Origin of the sequence: Actinomadura sp. (assembly GCF_044508335.1) — a bacterium.
In the GTDB taxonomy this organism is placed as follows: Bacteria; Actinomycetota; Actinomycetes; order Streptosporangiales; family Streptosporangiaceae; genus Spirillospora.
In genome coordinates, this window is record NZ_JBIQHY010000006.1 from 109,513 (window position 1) to 123,232 (window position 13,720).

At 73.6% G+C, this 13,720-nt stretch carries 17 protein-coding genes; 7 read left to right on the plus strand and 10 right to left on the minus strand.

The window, feature by feature from the left end; translation table 11 throughout:
- Positions 1–227: 227 nt before the first annotated feature.
- Both ACIWVC_RS04375 and ACIWVC_RS04380 read left to right on the plus strand, forming a co-directional pair.
- Positions 228–1,415, plus strand: a complete 1,188-nt coding sequence (locus ACIWVC_RS04375) for a cysteine desulfurase family protein (RefSeq protein ID WP_396447229.1) — start codon at positions 228–230, stop codon at positions 1,413–1,415.
- A gap of 31 nt (positions 1,416–1,446) precedes the next feature.
- The gene (locus ACIWVC_RS04380; RefSeq protein ID WP_396453823.1) at positions 1,447–1,761 is read left to right on the plus strand and encodes a sulfurtransferase TusA family protein; all 315 of its coding nucleotides are present in this window, start codon (positions 1,447–1,449) and stop codon (positions 1,759–1,761) included.
- A 47-nt stretch (positions 1,762–1,808) separates the two neighbouring features.
- Here ACIWVC_RS04380 and ACIWVC_RS04385 read toward each other — a convergent pair whose 3' ends face one another.
- Together ACIWVC_RS04385 and ACIWVC_RS04390 are read right to left on the minus strand one after the other, a co-directional pair.
- Positions 1,809–2,795, minus strand: coding sequence for a carbohydrate kinase family protein (locus ACIWVC_RS04385; RefSeq protein WP_396447231.1), 987 nt, complete (start codon positions 2,793–2,795; stop codon positions 1,809–1,811).
- Between the two features lie 181 nt (positions 2,796–2,976).
- The gene (locus ACIWVC_RS04390) at positions 2,977–3,339 is read right to left on the minus strand and encodes a HesB/IscA family protein (RefSeq protein ID WP_396447232.1); all 363 of its coding nucleotides are present in this window, start codon (positions 3,337–3,339) and stop codon (positions 2,977–2,979) included.
- 234 nt (positions 3,340–3,573) lie between these two features.
- Between ACIWVC_RS04390 and nadA the strand changes: the two genes are divergently transcribed.
- The gene (nadA, locus tag ACIWVC_RS04395; RefSeq protein ID WP_396447233.1) at positions 3,574–4,728 is read left to right on the plus strand and encodes a quinolinate synthase NadA; all 1,155 of its coding nucleotides are present in this window, start codon (positions 3,574–3,576) and stop codon (positions 4,726–4,728) included.
- 25 nt (positions 4,729–4,753) lie between these two features.
- Here the strand turns inward: nadA and ACIWVC_RS04400 are convergent, their stop codons facing one another.
- The 6 genes from ACIWVC_RS04400 to ACIWVC_RS04425 form a co-directional block, all read right to left on the minus strand.
- Positions 4,754–5,353: a hypothetical protein gene (locus tag ACIWVC_RS04400; protein ID WP_396453824.1), complete on the minus strand. Its 600-nt coding sequence runs from the start codon at positions 5,351–5,353 to the stop codon at positions 4,754–4,756.
- Positions 5,354–5,355: 2 nt separating this feature from the next.
- On the minus strand, positions 5,356–6,273 hold the full coding sequence (locus ACIWVC_RS04405; RefSeq protein ID WP_396453825.1) for a M48 family metalloprotease: 918 nt from the start codon (positions 6,271–6,273) through the stop codon (positions 5,356–5,358).
- A 99-nt stretch (positions 6,274–6,372) separates the two neighbouring features.
- On the minus strand, positions 6,373–6,942 hold the full coding sequence (locus ACIWVC_RS04410; RefSeq protein ID WP_396447237.1) for a hypothetical protein: 570 nt from the start codon (positions 6,940–6,942) through the stop codon (positions 6,373–6,375).
- Positions 6,943–6,946: 4 nt separating this feature from the next.
- Complete coding sequence (htpX, locus tag ACIWVC_RS04415; protein WP_396447238.1) at positions 6,947–7,864, minus strand: zinc metalloprotease HtpX; 918 nt, start codon at positions 7,862–7,864, stop codon at positions 6,947–6,949.
- 149 nt (positions 7,865–8,013) lie between these two features.
- Positions 8,014–8,292 carry a hypothetical protein gene (locus ACIWVC_RS04420; RefSeq protein ID WP_396447239.1) on the minus strand — a complete coding sequence of 93 codons (279 nt, stop codon included), beginning with the start codon at positions 8,290–8,292 and terminating at the stop codon, positions 8,014–8,016.
- Positions 8,289–9,098: a PspA/IM30 family protein gene (locus ACIWVC_RS04425; RefSeq protein WP_396447240.1), complete on the minus strand. Its 810-nt coding sequence runs from the start codon at positions 9,096–9,098 to the stop codon at positions 8,289–8,291. The genes ACIWVC_RS04420 and ACIWVC_RS04425 overlap by 4 nt, the downstream gene beginning before the upstream one ends.
- Before the next feature lie 132 nt (positions 9,099–9,230).
- Between ACIWVC_RS04425 and ACIWVC_RS04430 the strand changes: the two genes are divergently transcribed.
- Positions 9,231–9,806, plus strand: coding sequence for a DUF3043 domain-containing protein (locus ACIWVC_RS04430; protein ID WP_396447241.1), 576 nt, complete (start codon positions 9,231–9,233; stop codon positions 9,804–9,806).
- Between the two features lie 114 nt (positions 9,807–9,920).
- The gene (locus ACIWVC_RS04435) at positions 9,921–10,922 is read left to right on the plus strand and encodes an aldo/keto reductase family protein (RefSeq protein WP_396447242.1); all 1,002 of its coding nucleotides are present in this window, start codon (positions 9,921–9,923) and stop codon (positions 10,920–10,922) included.
- Between the two features lie 73 nt (positions 10,923–10,995).
- Here the strand turns inward: ACIWVC_RS04435 and ACIWVC_RS04440 are convergent, their stop codons facing one another.
- Together ACIWVC_RS04440 and ACIWVC_RS04445 are read right to left on the minus strand one after the other, a co-directional pair.
- A complete protein-coding gene (locus ACIWVC_RS04440; protein ID WP_396447243.1) occupies positions 10,996–11,193 on the minus strand; it encodes a hypothetical protein in 198 nt (65 codons plus the stop codon).
- A 48-nt stretch (positions 11,194–11,241) separates the two neighbouring features.
- Positions 11,242–11,943, minus strand: a complete 702-nt coding sequence (locus ACIWVC_RS04445) for a DsbA family protein (RefSeq protein WP_396447244.1) — start codon at positions 11,941–11,943, stop codon at positions 11,242–11,244.
- 242 nt (positions 11,944–12,185) lie between these two features.
- On the opposite strand from ACIWVC_RS04445, the gene ACIWVC_RS04450 reads away from it, so the two are divergent.
- Both ACIWVC_RS04450 and ACIWVC_RS04455 read left to right on the plus strand, forming a co-directional pair.
- Entirely contained in the window at positions 12,186–13,130 is a 945-nt protein-coding gene (locus tag ACIWVC_RS04450) for a bifunctional adenosylcobinamide kinase/adenosylcobinamide-phosphate guanylyltransferase (RefSeq protein WP_396453826.1), read from the plus strand.
- On the plus strand, positions 13,127–13,720 hold a 594-nt coding region (locus ACIWVC_RS04455), incomplete at its 3' end, for an adenosylcobinamide-GDP ribazoletransferase (protein WP_396453827.1). The genes ACIWVC_RS04450 and ACIWVC_RS04455, both read left to right, overlap by 4 nt.

Here is a 13,720-nt window from a genome sequence, read left to right on the forward strand (position 1 = left end):
CCGGTCGCGGACAGCGCAAGCAGCCCTAGCGCACCGGCGCTTCTCAATGCGCGGCGACTGCGCACAGGCGTACGCCGCTCCCCAGAGCGGGTCGGACTCACGGAATGCCTTCCCCACGGATGAAGCCCGGTCGGCCGGGCGGTGAGATCACTGTTTACACGTGTGGTGGACACCCTAGCGCGAGGGTCGCGCACACCCCCGATCGGGTGCCCGGTTAGTGTTTCAGCGTGGCAGATCCGAGCACGGCGGGCGGCCCCTCCGGCGCCTCCCGCGCAGACGCCGCCTACTTCGACGCGGCGTCCACCGAGCCGCCGCACCCCGCGGCGCGCGCGGCGCTGCTCGAGGCGCTGGACGCGGCGTGGGCCGATCCCGCCCGGCTGTACGGCAGGGCGCGCGCCACCCGGCTGGTGCTGGACCGGGCCCGCGCGCGCGTCGCCGGCGTCCTCGGCGCGCGCCCCGACGAGGTGTCGTTCACCTCGTCGGGCACCCAGGCGGTGCACCTGGCGGTCCTCGGGGGGCTCCAGGCGCGCCGGCGGGTCGGCCGGCACCTGGTGGTGAGCGCCGTGGAGCACTCCAGCGTGCTGCACGCCGCCGAGCGGCACGAGCGCGACGGCGGCGAGGTCACCGTCGTCGGCGTCGACCGCGCGGGCCGCGTCGACCCGGCGGAGTTCGCCGCGGCGCTGCGCGCGGACACCGCGCTCGCGTGCCTGCAGTCGGCCAACCACGAGGTCGGCACCGTCCAGCCCGTCGCCGAGGCGGCGGAGGCGTGCCGCGCCGCCCGGGTCCCGCTGTTCGTGGACGCCGCCCAGTCGCTCGGGCGGGCGGACGTCCCCGGCGGCTGGTCGTTCCTCGCGGGCAGCGCGCACAAGTGGGGCGGCCCGGCCGGCGTCGGGGTGCTCGCCGTCCGCAAGGGCGTCCGGTGGCGCTCGCCGCTGCCGGACGACGAGCGGGAGGGGCGCCGCGTCCCCGGATTCGAGAACGTTCCGGCCATCGCGGCGGCGGCGGCCGCGCTGGAGGCGTACCGTGCCGACATGGCGGCGGACGCGCCGCGCGTCTCGGCGCTGGTGGACCGCATCCGCGCGGAGGTGCCGCGGCGGGTCCCCGACGTGGAGGTGGTGGGCGACCCGGTCCGGCGGCTGCCGCACCTGGTGACGTTCTCGTGCCTGTACGTCGAGGGCGAGGCGCTGCTGACCGAACTGGACCGGCTGGGTTTCGCGGTTTCGTCCGGCAGCTCGTGCACGGCGGATACGCTTCGTCCCAGTCACGTGCTGGAGGCGATGGGAGTGGTTACCCATGGGAACGTGCGGGTATCGCTGCCGCGTGGCGTCGACGCGGCGCACGTCGACCGGTTCCTCACCGTGCTCCCCGGCGCCGTCGCCCGCCTGCGCGAGACGATGAGGACGGCCGGACGATGAACACCTTCGAGACGGGGAGGCGGTCGCGCCCATGAGGTTCCGAGGCCGCGCCAGGAACGGGACGCCGCCGCCCGACGGCGCGCCGCCGCCCGGCCAGGCGCCCCCCGCCGGCCCGCCGCCCGTGCTCGTCATCGACGCGCTCGGCCGCAAGTGCCCGATCCCGATCATCATGCTCGCCGAGCGGATCCGCGAGGTGCCGGTCGGCCAGGTGGTCGCCGTCCTCGCCGACGACGACGCCGCGCGCACCGACGTGCCCGCCTGGTGCCGCATGAAGTCCCAGGACTTCGTCGGCGAGGAGACGCTCGAGCAGGGCGGCTGGGGCTTCCACATACGCCGGACGTACTGACCGCGTTCGGAGGGCCGCGCCGCGCGCGGCCCTCCGAACGCGTCGGGTCACGGGTGCGGGCAGCTGACGTGCGGGGCGATCTCGTCGGCCGCGTCCTGGCCGTAGGCCGCGGCGAACCGGTCGAGGAAGTCGCCGCGGGCGAGCGCGTACTCCTGCGGCCCCGCGGCCTCCAGCGCGTACGCGGCGATGGCGCAGCCGACCTGCGCGGCGCGCTCCAGCGGCAGGCTCCACGCGGTCGCGGACAGGAATCCGGCGCGGAACGCGTCGCCGACGCCGGTCGGGTCGGCGATGTTCTCGACGGGGACGCAGGGGACGTGCACGCCCTCCTCCCCCGCGCGGTCGATGACGACGCCCTTGGCGCCGAGGGTGGTCACGCGGACGCCGACGCGGGACAGGATCTCCTCGCCGCTCCAGCCGGTCTTCTCCTCGGCGAGCGCCTTCTCGTAGTCGTTGCTGAACAGGTACGCGGCGCCGTCGATGAGGCGGCGGACGTCGGCGCCGTCCATGCGCGCGAGCTGCTGGGACGGGTCGGCGGCGAACGGGATGCCGCGGGTGCGGCACTCGTCGGTGTGCCGGAGCATGGCGTCGGGGTCGTTGGGGCTGACGACGACGAGGTCGAGGCCGCCGACGCGGTCGGCGACGGGCTTCAGCTCGATGGACCGGGCCTCGCTCATCGCGCCGGCGTAGAAGGTGGCGATCTGGTTCTGGTCCTGGTCGGTGGTGCACAGGAACCGGGCGGTGTGGTGGATCTCCGACACGTGCACGGACTCGGTGTCGACCGCGTGCCGCTCGAGCCAGGACCGGTAGTCGGCGAAGTCGTCGCCGACCGAGCCGACGAGGATCGACTCCTTGCCGAGGCTGCCCATGCCGAAGCAGATGTTCGCGGCGATGCCGCCGCGGCGGATCTCCAGCTCGTCCACCAGGAAGGACAGCGACACCCGGTCCAGCTGGTCGGGCAGGAGCTGGTCGGTGAACCTTCCGGGGAAGGTCATCAGATGGTCGGTCGCAATGGAACCGGTCACGGCGATGCGCACGGCGTCGCTCTCCTCGTCGTGGTCGTCCGGCTGTTCACCGGCTGTTTCGAACCCGGCAAGACTAGTACTTCCCCATCGCACCACGGACCACCGCCGGAGCGCAGCGGGAAGACGCGAAAAGGGCGGCCCGGGCACCGGCCCGGACCGCCCTCCGCGGACGTCCCGCTCGCGTCGCGGACGCTCAGTTGAAGGAGTCGCCGCAGGCGCAGGAACCCGACGCGTTCGGGTTGTCGATCGTGAAGCCCTGCTTCTCGATCGAGTCGACGAAGTCGATGGTGGCGCCGGTGAGGTAGGGCGCGCTCATCCGGTCGACGCGCACGTTCAGGCCGCCGAAGTCCTGCACGAGGTCCCCGTCCATCTCCCGCTCGTCGAAGAAGAGCTGGTAGATCAGGCCGGAGCAGCCGCCCGGCTGCACGGCGACACGCAGCGCAAGGTCGTCGCGGCCCTCCTGCTCGAGCAGGCCCTTGGCCTTCTCGGCGGCGGCGTCGGTGAGGATGACGCCCTGCTGCGTGGTCTCCTGCGTGGTCTCGCCTGAAACCGTCATGTGTTCAGCTCCCGGGTCTCGCTGCGCCGCGGTGCGGCGGCCTGTCGCTTGTCCGAGGACGTCGTACGCCTCTTCCCGTAGGACAACGTACCTCCCCGGCAGCCCATTCCGCTTATCGGCCGGGTCTAACACCGGAACGCGGTGCGTTCTACGTCACAGTACCGCCGGCCCGAGGATGTGCCATCATTAGTCGTCAAAGCGACGATAAGCCTCCGTCGCGAAGGGAGACTCCCGATGACCACCCCGGTAAGCGACCTTCCGCTGCTGCTGCTCGGCCGCGGCGCCGACCCGGACAGCGAGCGCGGCGTCGACTGCCCTGGCGAGCTGCCGCCGGCCTCCGACCCCGCGCTGGTGGAACGCGCCCGCGCCGCCAAGGCGTCCCTCGGCGACCGGGTGTTCGTCCTCGGCCACCACTACCAGCGGGACGAGGTGATCCAGTTCGCCGACGTCACGGGCGACTCGTTCAAGCTGGCGCAGAAGGCGGCGGCCCGGCCCGAGGCGCCGTTCGTGGTGTTCTGCGGCGTGCACTTCATGGCCGAGTCGGCCGACATCCTGACCGCCGCGCACCAGCGGGTGATCCTGCCCGACCTCGCCGCCGGCTGCTCGATGGCGGACATGGCGACGTTCGACCAGGTCGAGGACTGCTGGGACGTGCTGGAGGACGCCGGCGTCGCCGACGACGTCGTCCCCGTCACGTACATGAACTCCTCCGCCGACATCAAGGCGTTCGTCGGGCGGCACGGCGGCACGGTGTGCACCTCGTCCAACGCCAAGCGCGCCCTGGAGTGGGCCTACGCCAAGGGCAAGAAGGTCCTGTTCCTGCCCGACCAGCACCTCGGCCGCAACACCGCCGTGCTGGACATGGGCTTCTCGCTGGACGACTGCGTGGTCTACAGCCCGCACCGGCGCGAGGGCGGGCTGACCGCGCAGCAGCTGCGGGACGCCAAGATGATCCTCTGGCGCGGGCACTGCTCGGTGCACGGCCGGTTCACCAGGGAGTCGGTGGACGAGGTCCGCGAGCGCGTCCCCGGCGTGAACGTCCTGGTGCACCCCGAGTGCCGGCACGAGGTCGTCACGGCCGCCGACCAGATCGGCTCGACCGAGTACATCATCCGGACGATCGAGGCCGCCGAGCCCGGCTCGTCCTGGGCGGTCGGCACGGAGCTGAACCTCGTCCGGCGGCTGGCGAACGCCCACCCGGACAAGAACGTCATGTTCCTCGACAAGACGGTCTGCTACTGCTCCACGATGAACCGCATCGACCTGCCGCACCTGGTGCTGTCGCTGGAGTCGCTCGCCGCCGGGGACGTCCAGAACGTCATCGAGGTGGACGAGGAGACCGCGCACTACGCCCGCGCCGCCCTCGACCAGATGCTCGCCCTGCCCTAGCCGTTCTCGCGGGACGCCCCCGGCCTCACAGCCCGGGGGCGTCCCACACCGGGAACCAGCGGGCCGTGTCGGGCTCCATGGGCAGGTGCTCCGCGAGCGCGTCCCGGGCGCGGGTCTCGACCAGGTTGTTGCGGCGGCGCGAGTCCTGCGGGCCGTCCGGCGGGCGCGGCGCGAACGGGTAGAACGCTCCCCGGACGGGCGCGTGCACGAGCAGGAGCCGCTGCAGCCCCTCGCCCCTGCGGAAGCGGGCGACCGAGCACAGCAGGTACCGCCCGTACCCGGCGGCGGCCAGGGTCGCCTCGACGAGGTGCAGGTCCGCGACCAGCCCGCCGAAGTCGCCCGGCGGGCGGGTGACGCGCGTCCAGCCCCACCCGTGCGGGTCGTCGGCCGTCTCCGTCCGGCGGGTCCCGCCGGCGGGCAGCAGCCGGGCGACCTCCCGCCGCGCGCGCCCGAACGCGCCGAAGGCCCCGCCCTCCACGAGCCGGTGGCAGACGCCGCCCTCACCGGTCGGGACGAACCCGGTCGCCGCCTCCAGCGCCGGCGCGGCGGCGGGCAGGGCGAGCAGCAGCCCGGCGCCGGGCGGGGCGGGCGCGGGCCGGCCGAGCAGGGCGTCGACGATGCCCACCGTCAGCCCCCGCCCGCGAGCCGCCAGGACAGGGCGGCCAGCCGCTCGCGGCGCCGCCGCAGCGGCGGATGGGTGGACAGCAGGCCGGACGCGCCGGAGCCGCGGGCGGCGACCACGGAGCGGTGGCCCGCCGGGCGCAGCGCCCGCAGGTCCTCCCGGGACGACCTGCGCAGCTCCTCGGTGATCTTTTCGAGGGCGGACGCGAGGTCGGCGGGCCGCCCGGTCAGCAGCGCCCCGGTGGAGTCCGCGCACAGCTCCCGGTGCCGCGAGAAGGCGAGGAGCACCAGCGTGCCGGCGGCGTACAGCACCGCCGCCGCCGCGGCGAGGGGCAGCAGGACGACCCCGGCGAGCATGCCCGCGGACCTCTTCGCCGCGCCTCTGCCGCGGGCGGTGAACAGGTCCGCCCACCAGCCGAGGAAGAGGTCGGCGACGGCGCTCGGGAACTCGGCGACCGAGCCGGCGAGCACGTCCCGGTTGGCGACGTGCGCGGTCTCGTGCGCGAGGACGGCGGCGAGCTCGGCCGGGCCGAGCAGGGCGCGCAGCCCCTCGGTGACGCACACCTCGGCCGAGCCGGGGCCGGAGCCGGCGGCGAACGCGTTGGGCGCGTGCACGGCGCAGACGGCGAGCCGCGGCCTGGGCAGGCCGGACGACATGCACAGCCGGTCCAGGACGGCGTGCAGTTCCGGCTCCTCGGCGGCGGTCACCCGGCGGGCGCCCATCGCGCGCAGGACCAGCCCGTCCGCCGCGCGCGCCGAGAAGACCGCGACGGTCACGGCGGCCGCCACCGCCGCCGCGCCCCAGACCGGGCCGGCCAGGAACGCGGGCAGCGCGGCGGCCGCGTAGACGAGCGCGACCAGGACCATCGCGGCGAGCATCCGCCACGTCAGGCTCCGCTCGCCGGTGTCGCGGGAGGGCGTCATGCCCCGACGTTAGACCGCGATGGACCGCCGCACAGCGTCCGATGACGCAGAAACGGATCAGAGGCGGCGGATCACCGGGAACGGGTCACCGGGAACGAGTCACAGGCCGGGGGCGCCCCAGACGGGGAACCAGCGGCCGAGGTCCTGCTCGAAGGGGAGGTCGGCGCCGATCGCGCCGCGCACCTGGAGCTCGAGCGCGTTGTCGCGCTTGTCCCCGGGCAGCGGCGCGAACGGGTAGAAGGTGCCGCGCTTGTACAGGTAGACGAGGGCGAGGCGCTGCCCCTCCGGGCCGCGGAACCCCGCCAGCGAGCACAGCAGGTGCGGGCCGAACCCGCCGGACTCCAGGGTCGAGTTCACCGCGTGCAGGTCGGTGACCAGGGCGGGCAGCTCCTCAGGAGGGTGCGTGGCGAGCAGCCACGTGTAGCCGTAGGAGTCGTTGCTGATCTCTACCTTGGGGCCCTGGTCGGCGTCCAGCAGCTCCTGGACGTCGGCCTGCAGCCGGGCGAACGCGCCGCCCTCCGCCGCGCGGAAGCAGACCGAGCCGCGCCCCGTCGGGCGGAACCCCGTCGCCGCCTCCAGCGTGATCGCCGCCGACGACAGCCCGAAGATCTGGTCGAGGTCGGGCTTGACCGGCTTGGAGCGGCCGAGCAGCGTGTCGAGGAAACCCACGGGATCAGACTCCCCTGCTGAGCTGGTCGGAGATCTTCGAGAGCTGCGCGAGGCGCTTGTCCAGCGGCGGGTGGGTGGAGAACAGCGTGGAGACGCTGAAGCCCTTGCCGAACGCCGGGGTGAAGAAGAACGCGTTGAACGCCTGCGCCGACCGCAGGTCGTTGGTCGGGATCCGCGCGATCTCGCCGCTGACCTTCGTCAGCGCGCTGGCCAGGGCCGACGGGCGGCCGGTCAGCAGCGCGGCGGCGCGGTCGGCGGACAGCTCGCGGTACCGCGACAGGGCGCGGGTGAGCAGGAAGCTGACCGCGTAGGCGAGCGCGCTGGCCGCGACCACGGCGAGCAGGATCAGGCCGGTGTTCTGGTCGTTGCTGCGGCGGCCGAACCCGCCCCACAGGCCCCACTGGAGCCCGAAGCGGGTGATGAGCCCGGCGCAGATGCCGAGGAACGAGGCGATCGTCATGACCGCGACGTCCCGGTGCGCGACGTGCGCCATCTCGTGCGCGAGGACGCCCTCCAGCTCCACCGGGTCGAGCCGGCGCAGCAGCCCGGTGGTGACGCAGACGACGGCCTTCTTCTGGTTGCGGCCGGTGGCGAACGCGTTCGGCACGTCGGTGTCGGCGATCGCGACCTTCGGCTTCGGGGCGTCCGACATCGCACAGATGCGGTCGATGACGCCGTGCAGCTCCGGCGCCTCCTCGGGCGAGACGACGCGGCCGTGCATGGCGAACAGCGTCATCCGGTCGGAGAAGAAGTACTGCGCGAACAGGAAGGCCACCGCGACGCCGAGCGCGACGAACGCCCACTCGGGCACGAAGACGAAGAATGCTCCGACGAAGACGACGTACACCAGCCCCAGCAGGAACATCGTCACGAGCATCCGCGATGTCAGCCCCCGGTCGGAGGCGTAGCGCGTCCTGGCCATGCGGCCACCCCCAGTTCCTTGCTCTTATTCATTTGTATCAACGCACGAGACCCGGGTTTTGTGCCTGAGTGTCCATAACGGACCGGCACTCCCCCGGGGCCCCGCGGCGTCGTTCTGGGGAACACCCCCAGATCCCCCGTTCGCGGGGGTCAATCCGGAATGAGCCCCTCGTCCCCGAGCATGGAGCGCACCTCGTCGATGTGCGCGTCGGCCGGGGGGAGGATCAGCTCGGACGGCTCCAGGCTGTCGGCCGGGAGCGGCTTGCCCACCTTCCGGACGTTCTCCAGCAGGGCGTGCAGCGCGGCGCGGAACGCCGTCTCGTCGCCCGACTCGATCGCCGACTCCAGTTCGGCGTCGAGGGCGTTGAGGGAGGACAGGTCCTCTTCGGCCACGTCCAGCTGGCCCTCGCCCATCAGGCGGACGATCACTGGGCACCCCCGGGGTTGTTCGGCCACGGGGCCTGCTGCGGGGTGTCCTGCTGCTGCTGCTGCGGCTGCGCGGTCGGCGTGCCCTGGTTCAGCTCCTTGGGCGCGGGGCCCTGGCCGAGTTCGGCCTTGAGGCGCTCCAGCTCCAGGTCGACGCCGGGCCCGGAGCCCATCCGGTCGAGCTCGGCCTGGATGTCGTCCTTGGGGCCGGAGAAGTCCTCCAGGGCGCCGGAGGCCAGCAGCTCGTCGATCGCGCCGGCGCGCGCCTTCATCGTGTCGGTCTTCTCCTCGGCGCGCTGGATCGCGAGGCCGACGTCGCCCATCTCCTCGGAGATGCCGGAGAACGCCTCGTTGATCTTCGTCTGCGCCTCGGCGGCCGTGTAGGTCGCCTTGATGGTCTCCTTGCGCGTGCGGAAGGAGTCGACCTTGGCCTGCAGCCGCTGGGAGGCGAGCGTGAGCTTCTCCTCCTCGCCCTGGAGCTGCTGGTACTGGCCGCGCAGGTCGTTCAGCTGGCTCTCCAGCCCGGCGCGGCGGGTCAGCGCCTCGCGGGCGAGGTCCTCCCGGCCCACCTGCAGCGCCTTCTTGCCCTGGTCGGTCAGCTTGCTCTGCTGCTGCTCGAGCTGGTTGATCTGCAGTTCGAGACGCTTGCGCGAGGTGGCGACGTCGGCGACCCCGCGACGAACCTTCTGCAGCATCTCCAGCTGGCGCTGGTAGGAGTAATCGAGGGTCTCCCGAGGATCTTCCATCCGGTCCAATGCCTTGTTCGCCTTGGACTTGAAGATCATCGACATTCGCTTCATCACGCTCATCGCGCGGCGCCGGTCCCTTCGTGCTGTCGCCTCAGTCGTGAACTGGGCTCAATGACCACTGCTGGGGTTCTTATCACCCTACGCGTTAACGCGCGAGGCAGCCATGATGTTCGCAGCCGGTAGGCTGATCCCGTGTTCAAGCGTCGTACCCCTGAGGCCCCGGCGAATCCTCCTCAGGTAGTAAAGCCGGGCGGCAAGGGCCGTCCCACGCCCAAGCGGAGGGACGCCGAGAAGCGCCGCCGCCAGCCCATCACCGCCCCGTCCACCGGCAAGGAGGCCCACAAGCGGCGCCGGGCGCAACTGGCGGAGGAGCGCGCCAAGGCCCGGGAGGGGATGGCCAAGGGCGACGAGAAGCACCTGCTCAAGCGGGACAAGGGCCCGGTGCGCCGGCTCGCCCGCAACTACGTCGACTCGCGCCGCACCGTGGGCTCGTACCTCATGTACGCCATGTTCGTGATCGTGCTGCTGAGCATGCTGCCGATCCCCGCGGCCCGGCTGCTCGTGCTGTTCGCGCCGCCGGTCCTGCTCCTCGTGGTGTTCGGCGAGGGGCTGCTGCTCAGCCGCGGCATCAAGAAGCTGGCCGCCGAGCGCTACCCCGGCGAGGACGCCAAGGGCGTCGGGATGTACGCCGCGATGCGCGCCATGCAGATCCGCCGGCTGCGGATCCCGAACCCGCAGGTGCGCATCGGCGAGACCGACAAGATCTGAGCGGCGGGGTCTGAGCGGCGGGGTCCGGGAGGCAGGGGCGGGCGCGGGGCCGGCGGCCTCCACCGGACGTTCCGGCGGCGTTTCGCCGATCATCTCCGGGCTAGGGTCGAGGGCATGGAGTTCCGAAACCTGGGCCGGAGCGGTCTGAAGATCAGCGAGATCGCGTACGGCAACTGGCTCACCCACGGCTCCCAGGTCGAGGAGGACGCGGCGCGCGCGTGCGTGCGGGCGGCCCTCGACGAGGGGATCACCACCTTCGACACCGCGGACGCCTACGCGGGCACGCGCGCCGAGGAGGTCCTCGGGCGCGCGCTCAAGGGGCAGCGCCGCGAGGGGCTGGAGATCTTCACCAAGGTCTACTGGCCCACCGGGCCCGGCATGAACGACCGGGGCCTGTCCCGCAAGCACGTCTTCGAGTCGATCCACGGCTCCCTGCGCCGTCTCGGCACCGACTACGTGGACCTGTACCAGGCCCACCGGTTCGACTACGAGACGCCGCTGGAGGAGACCCTGCGCGCCTTCGACGACCTCGTCCGGCAGGGCAAGGTCCTGTACGTCGGCGTCTCGGAGTGGCGGGCGGAGGAGATCGAGCGCGCCCTCAAGATCGCCGATGAGATGGGCTTCGACCGGATCGTGTCCAACCAGCCGCAGTACTCGATGCTGTGGCGGGTCATCGAGGCGGAGGTCGTCCCGCTGTGCGAGCGCGAGGGCATCGGGCAGATCGTCTGGTCGCCGATCGCGCAGGGCGTGCTGACCGGCAAGTACAAGCCGGGGCAGCCGCTGCCGGAGGGGTCGCGCGCCACCGACGACAAGGGCGGCGCGGACATGATCAAGCGCTACCTGAACGACGACCTGCTGACCCGCGTGCAGAACCTGAAGCCGATCGCCGACGAGCTCGGGCTGTCGATGGCGCAGCTCGCCATCGCCTGGACGCTGCAGAACCCGAACGTGTCGGCGGCGATCGTGGGCGCGTCCCGCCCCGAGCAGGTGGTCGACAACGTGAAGGCCGCCGGGGTGAAGCTGGAGGCCGACGTGCTGAAGCGCGTCGACGACGTCCTCGGCGACGTCGTCATCCGCGACCCCGCCAAGACCGTCAGCCCGCGCAAGCGCCCCTGACGCGCGCCGCGGCCCGGCGCTGAACGGGGGCCGCGGAGCTCCGGCCCCGCGGCCCCCGTTCAGCGATCCCGGCTCACTCCGGGTCCAGCAGGCTCATCTCGTAGACGAGCGTCTCGCCGTCCAGCAGGACGACCTTGTCGACCTCGTCGGCGCGCAGTCCCCGCCAGTTCTCCCCCAGCCAGCTCTCCGCGTCCGCCTGGGTGGAGAAGGTCTCCTCCGACATGCCGACCGCGCGTCCGTCGGCCTTCTCCAAACGCCAGCTCCACGCCATCGCGTCGTCCTCCCTCGTCGCGGTGAGACTAGCGGCTCGCGGGCCGGTTCAGGACGCGGCCTCGATGGCGCGGCGGAGCGCCTCGGGGCTCTCGGTGTCGGACGAGGCCAGCGTCCGCCCGTTGACCCGCACGGTGGGCGTGCCCCGCAGGCCGGACGATATGTAGCCCTTGCTGACCTCCTGCACGCTCGCCGCGTGGCTCTGGTTCTTCACGCAGGACGTGAAGTCGTCGCCGGTCAGCCCGAGCGGCTCCGCCGCGGAGAGCAGCTCGCCGGTGGTGTAGCCGGTGGTGCTCTCGCTCTTGGGCTGGTGCTCGTAGAGGGCGTCCTGGTAGGAGAGCCAGTGCGCGCCGTCGCCGACGCAGCGCAGCGCGGCCGCCGCCCGCAGCGAGTTGTCGTGCGCCGGCTGGACGCTCTCGCCGAAGATCACCATCGGGCGGAACACGACCTTGGCGCGTCCCGCGACCACCAGCTGCTTCAGCATGGGGTCGTGCCTGCGGTCGAACTCGCCGCAGGGCGGGCAGGCGAAGTCCTCGTAGATCTCGACGACGGGCGAGGCGACCCCCGGCCGGGACATGACGAGGCTCCCGTCCTCCTGCGGCGCGGCCTCCGCGCCTCCGGCGATCTTGCCGACCCGCAGCCCGGTGCCGCCGCCCCCGCCCCCGTCGTCGCCGCTCTGCAGGGCGAGCACGACCACCGCGGCGATGACCAGCACGAGGACGAGCCCGCCGCCGACCAGCGCGAGCGCCATTCCTCCGCCGCCGCCCTTGCGCGGGGGCGGCGGCGGGCCGGGCGGGGGGCCGAAACCGCCGGGCACGGCCGGCGCGGGTCCGCCCGGCGGGAGGGGAGGAGGGCCGTAGGGCGGCGGGCCGCCCGGGCCCTGCGGTCCCGGCTGGTGGGGCCATGGCGCGTTCGGGGGGTTGCCCACCGGTCTCCTCCTGCGGGGCATCGCGATCGTTCCAGGGCGAGCGTAACCGTAGAGTTCCGACCGTTATGGACATCGAACTCCGCGGCATCGCCGCGGCGCGGGGCTGGCCCGCGCCGGGGTGCCGGTGCGCGTCCTGCGGCCGGCTGCGCGCCGCCGGCGTCCGGCACGAACCGTTCGCGGCCCGCGTGGACGGTGTGCCGCTGGACGAACTGCCGCGGACGGACGTGCCCGGCGGGTATGAGGTGCGCGGCCCGGACGGCGGCCTCGTCCTGGTGGCCGCGGGGCCGGGGGCGCGGCCGGAGCCGGTTCCCGGGGCGGAGTACGCGGCCGTCCTGCTCGACCTCGCGGGCTCCCCGGAGCACCTCGGGTATCTGCGCCGCACCGGGGCCGTCGCGTCCACGACGCGGGTGTTCGCCGTGCACGTGGACCACCGGCTGCCGTCCGAGGCCGAACTGGAGCGCCGCATGGCCTTCTGGACCCGGCCTCGGCCCGGCCCGTTCCGCACCCTGCTGCTGGGCGGGAGCCGGTCGGGGAAGTCGGCCGAGGCCGAACTGCGCCTGGCCGCGTGCCCGGACGTCCTCTACGTCGCGACCGGCCCGGCGGGCGACGGCGACCCGGAGTGGGCGCGGCGCGTCGCCGCGCACCGGCTCCGCCGCCCGGCTTGGTGGCGCACGGTCGAGACGACCGGTCTGGCGGACGTGCTGGCGTCCGAGACCGGCGCGGTCCTGGTGGACGGCCTCGGCACGTGGCTCGCGGCCGCGATGGACGAGACCGGCGCCTGGGACGACCCGTCCCTGGTGCTCCCCCGCATCGACGGCCTCGTCGCCGCGTGGCGGGACACGGCGGCGCGGGTCGTCGCGGTCAGCGACGAGGTCGGCCTCTCCCTGGTGCCGTCGACCGCGTCGGGGCGGGCGTTCCGCGACATGCTCGGCCTGGTCAACCAGCGGCTCGCGGCCGAGTCGGAGGAGGCCGCGCTGGTCGTGGCCGGACGCGTCGCGGAGCTCCGGTGATCGAGGGGCTGCGGCTTGCGGTCACGCTGCTGACGGTCGTCCCGGCGGGCCGGGCGCGGGCCGACCGGGACACCGCGCGCGCCGCGATGCTGCTCGCCCCGGCCGCCGGCCTGATCACCGGCGGCGCCGCCGCGCTGGTGCTGCTCGCCGGCGGCCTGCTCGGCCTGTCCGCCCCGCTGGCGGCCGCGCTCGCGGTGGCCGCGACCGCCGCGGCGACGCGCGCCCTGCACCTGGACGGCCTGGCCGACCTCGCGGACGGCCTCGGCAGCGGCCGCCCGGCGGGCGAGGCCCTCGGCGTCATGAAGCGGTCCGACATCGGCCCGTTCGGCGTCGTCACGCTGCTGCTGACGCTGCTGATCCAGGTCGCCGCCCTCGCCTCGGCGCCGCATCCGGCCGCCGCGGCGCTCATCGCGGCCGCGGCCGGGCGGCTCGCGCTGCCCTGGGCGTGCCGGACCGGCGTCCCGTCCGCGCGTCCGGGCGGGCTGGGCGCCCTGGTCGCGGGCACCGTCCGCACCCGCGCCGCCCTGGCGGCCACGGCGGCCGTCCTGGCCGCCGCCATGTCCACCCTCTCCTCGTCGCTCAACAGCAGC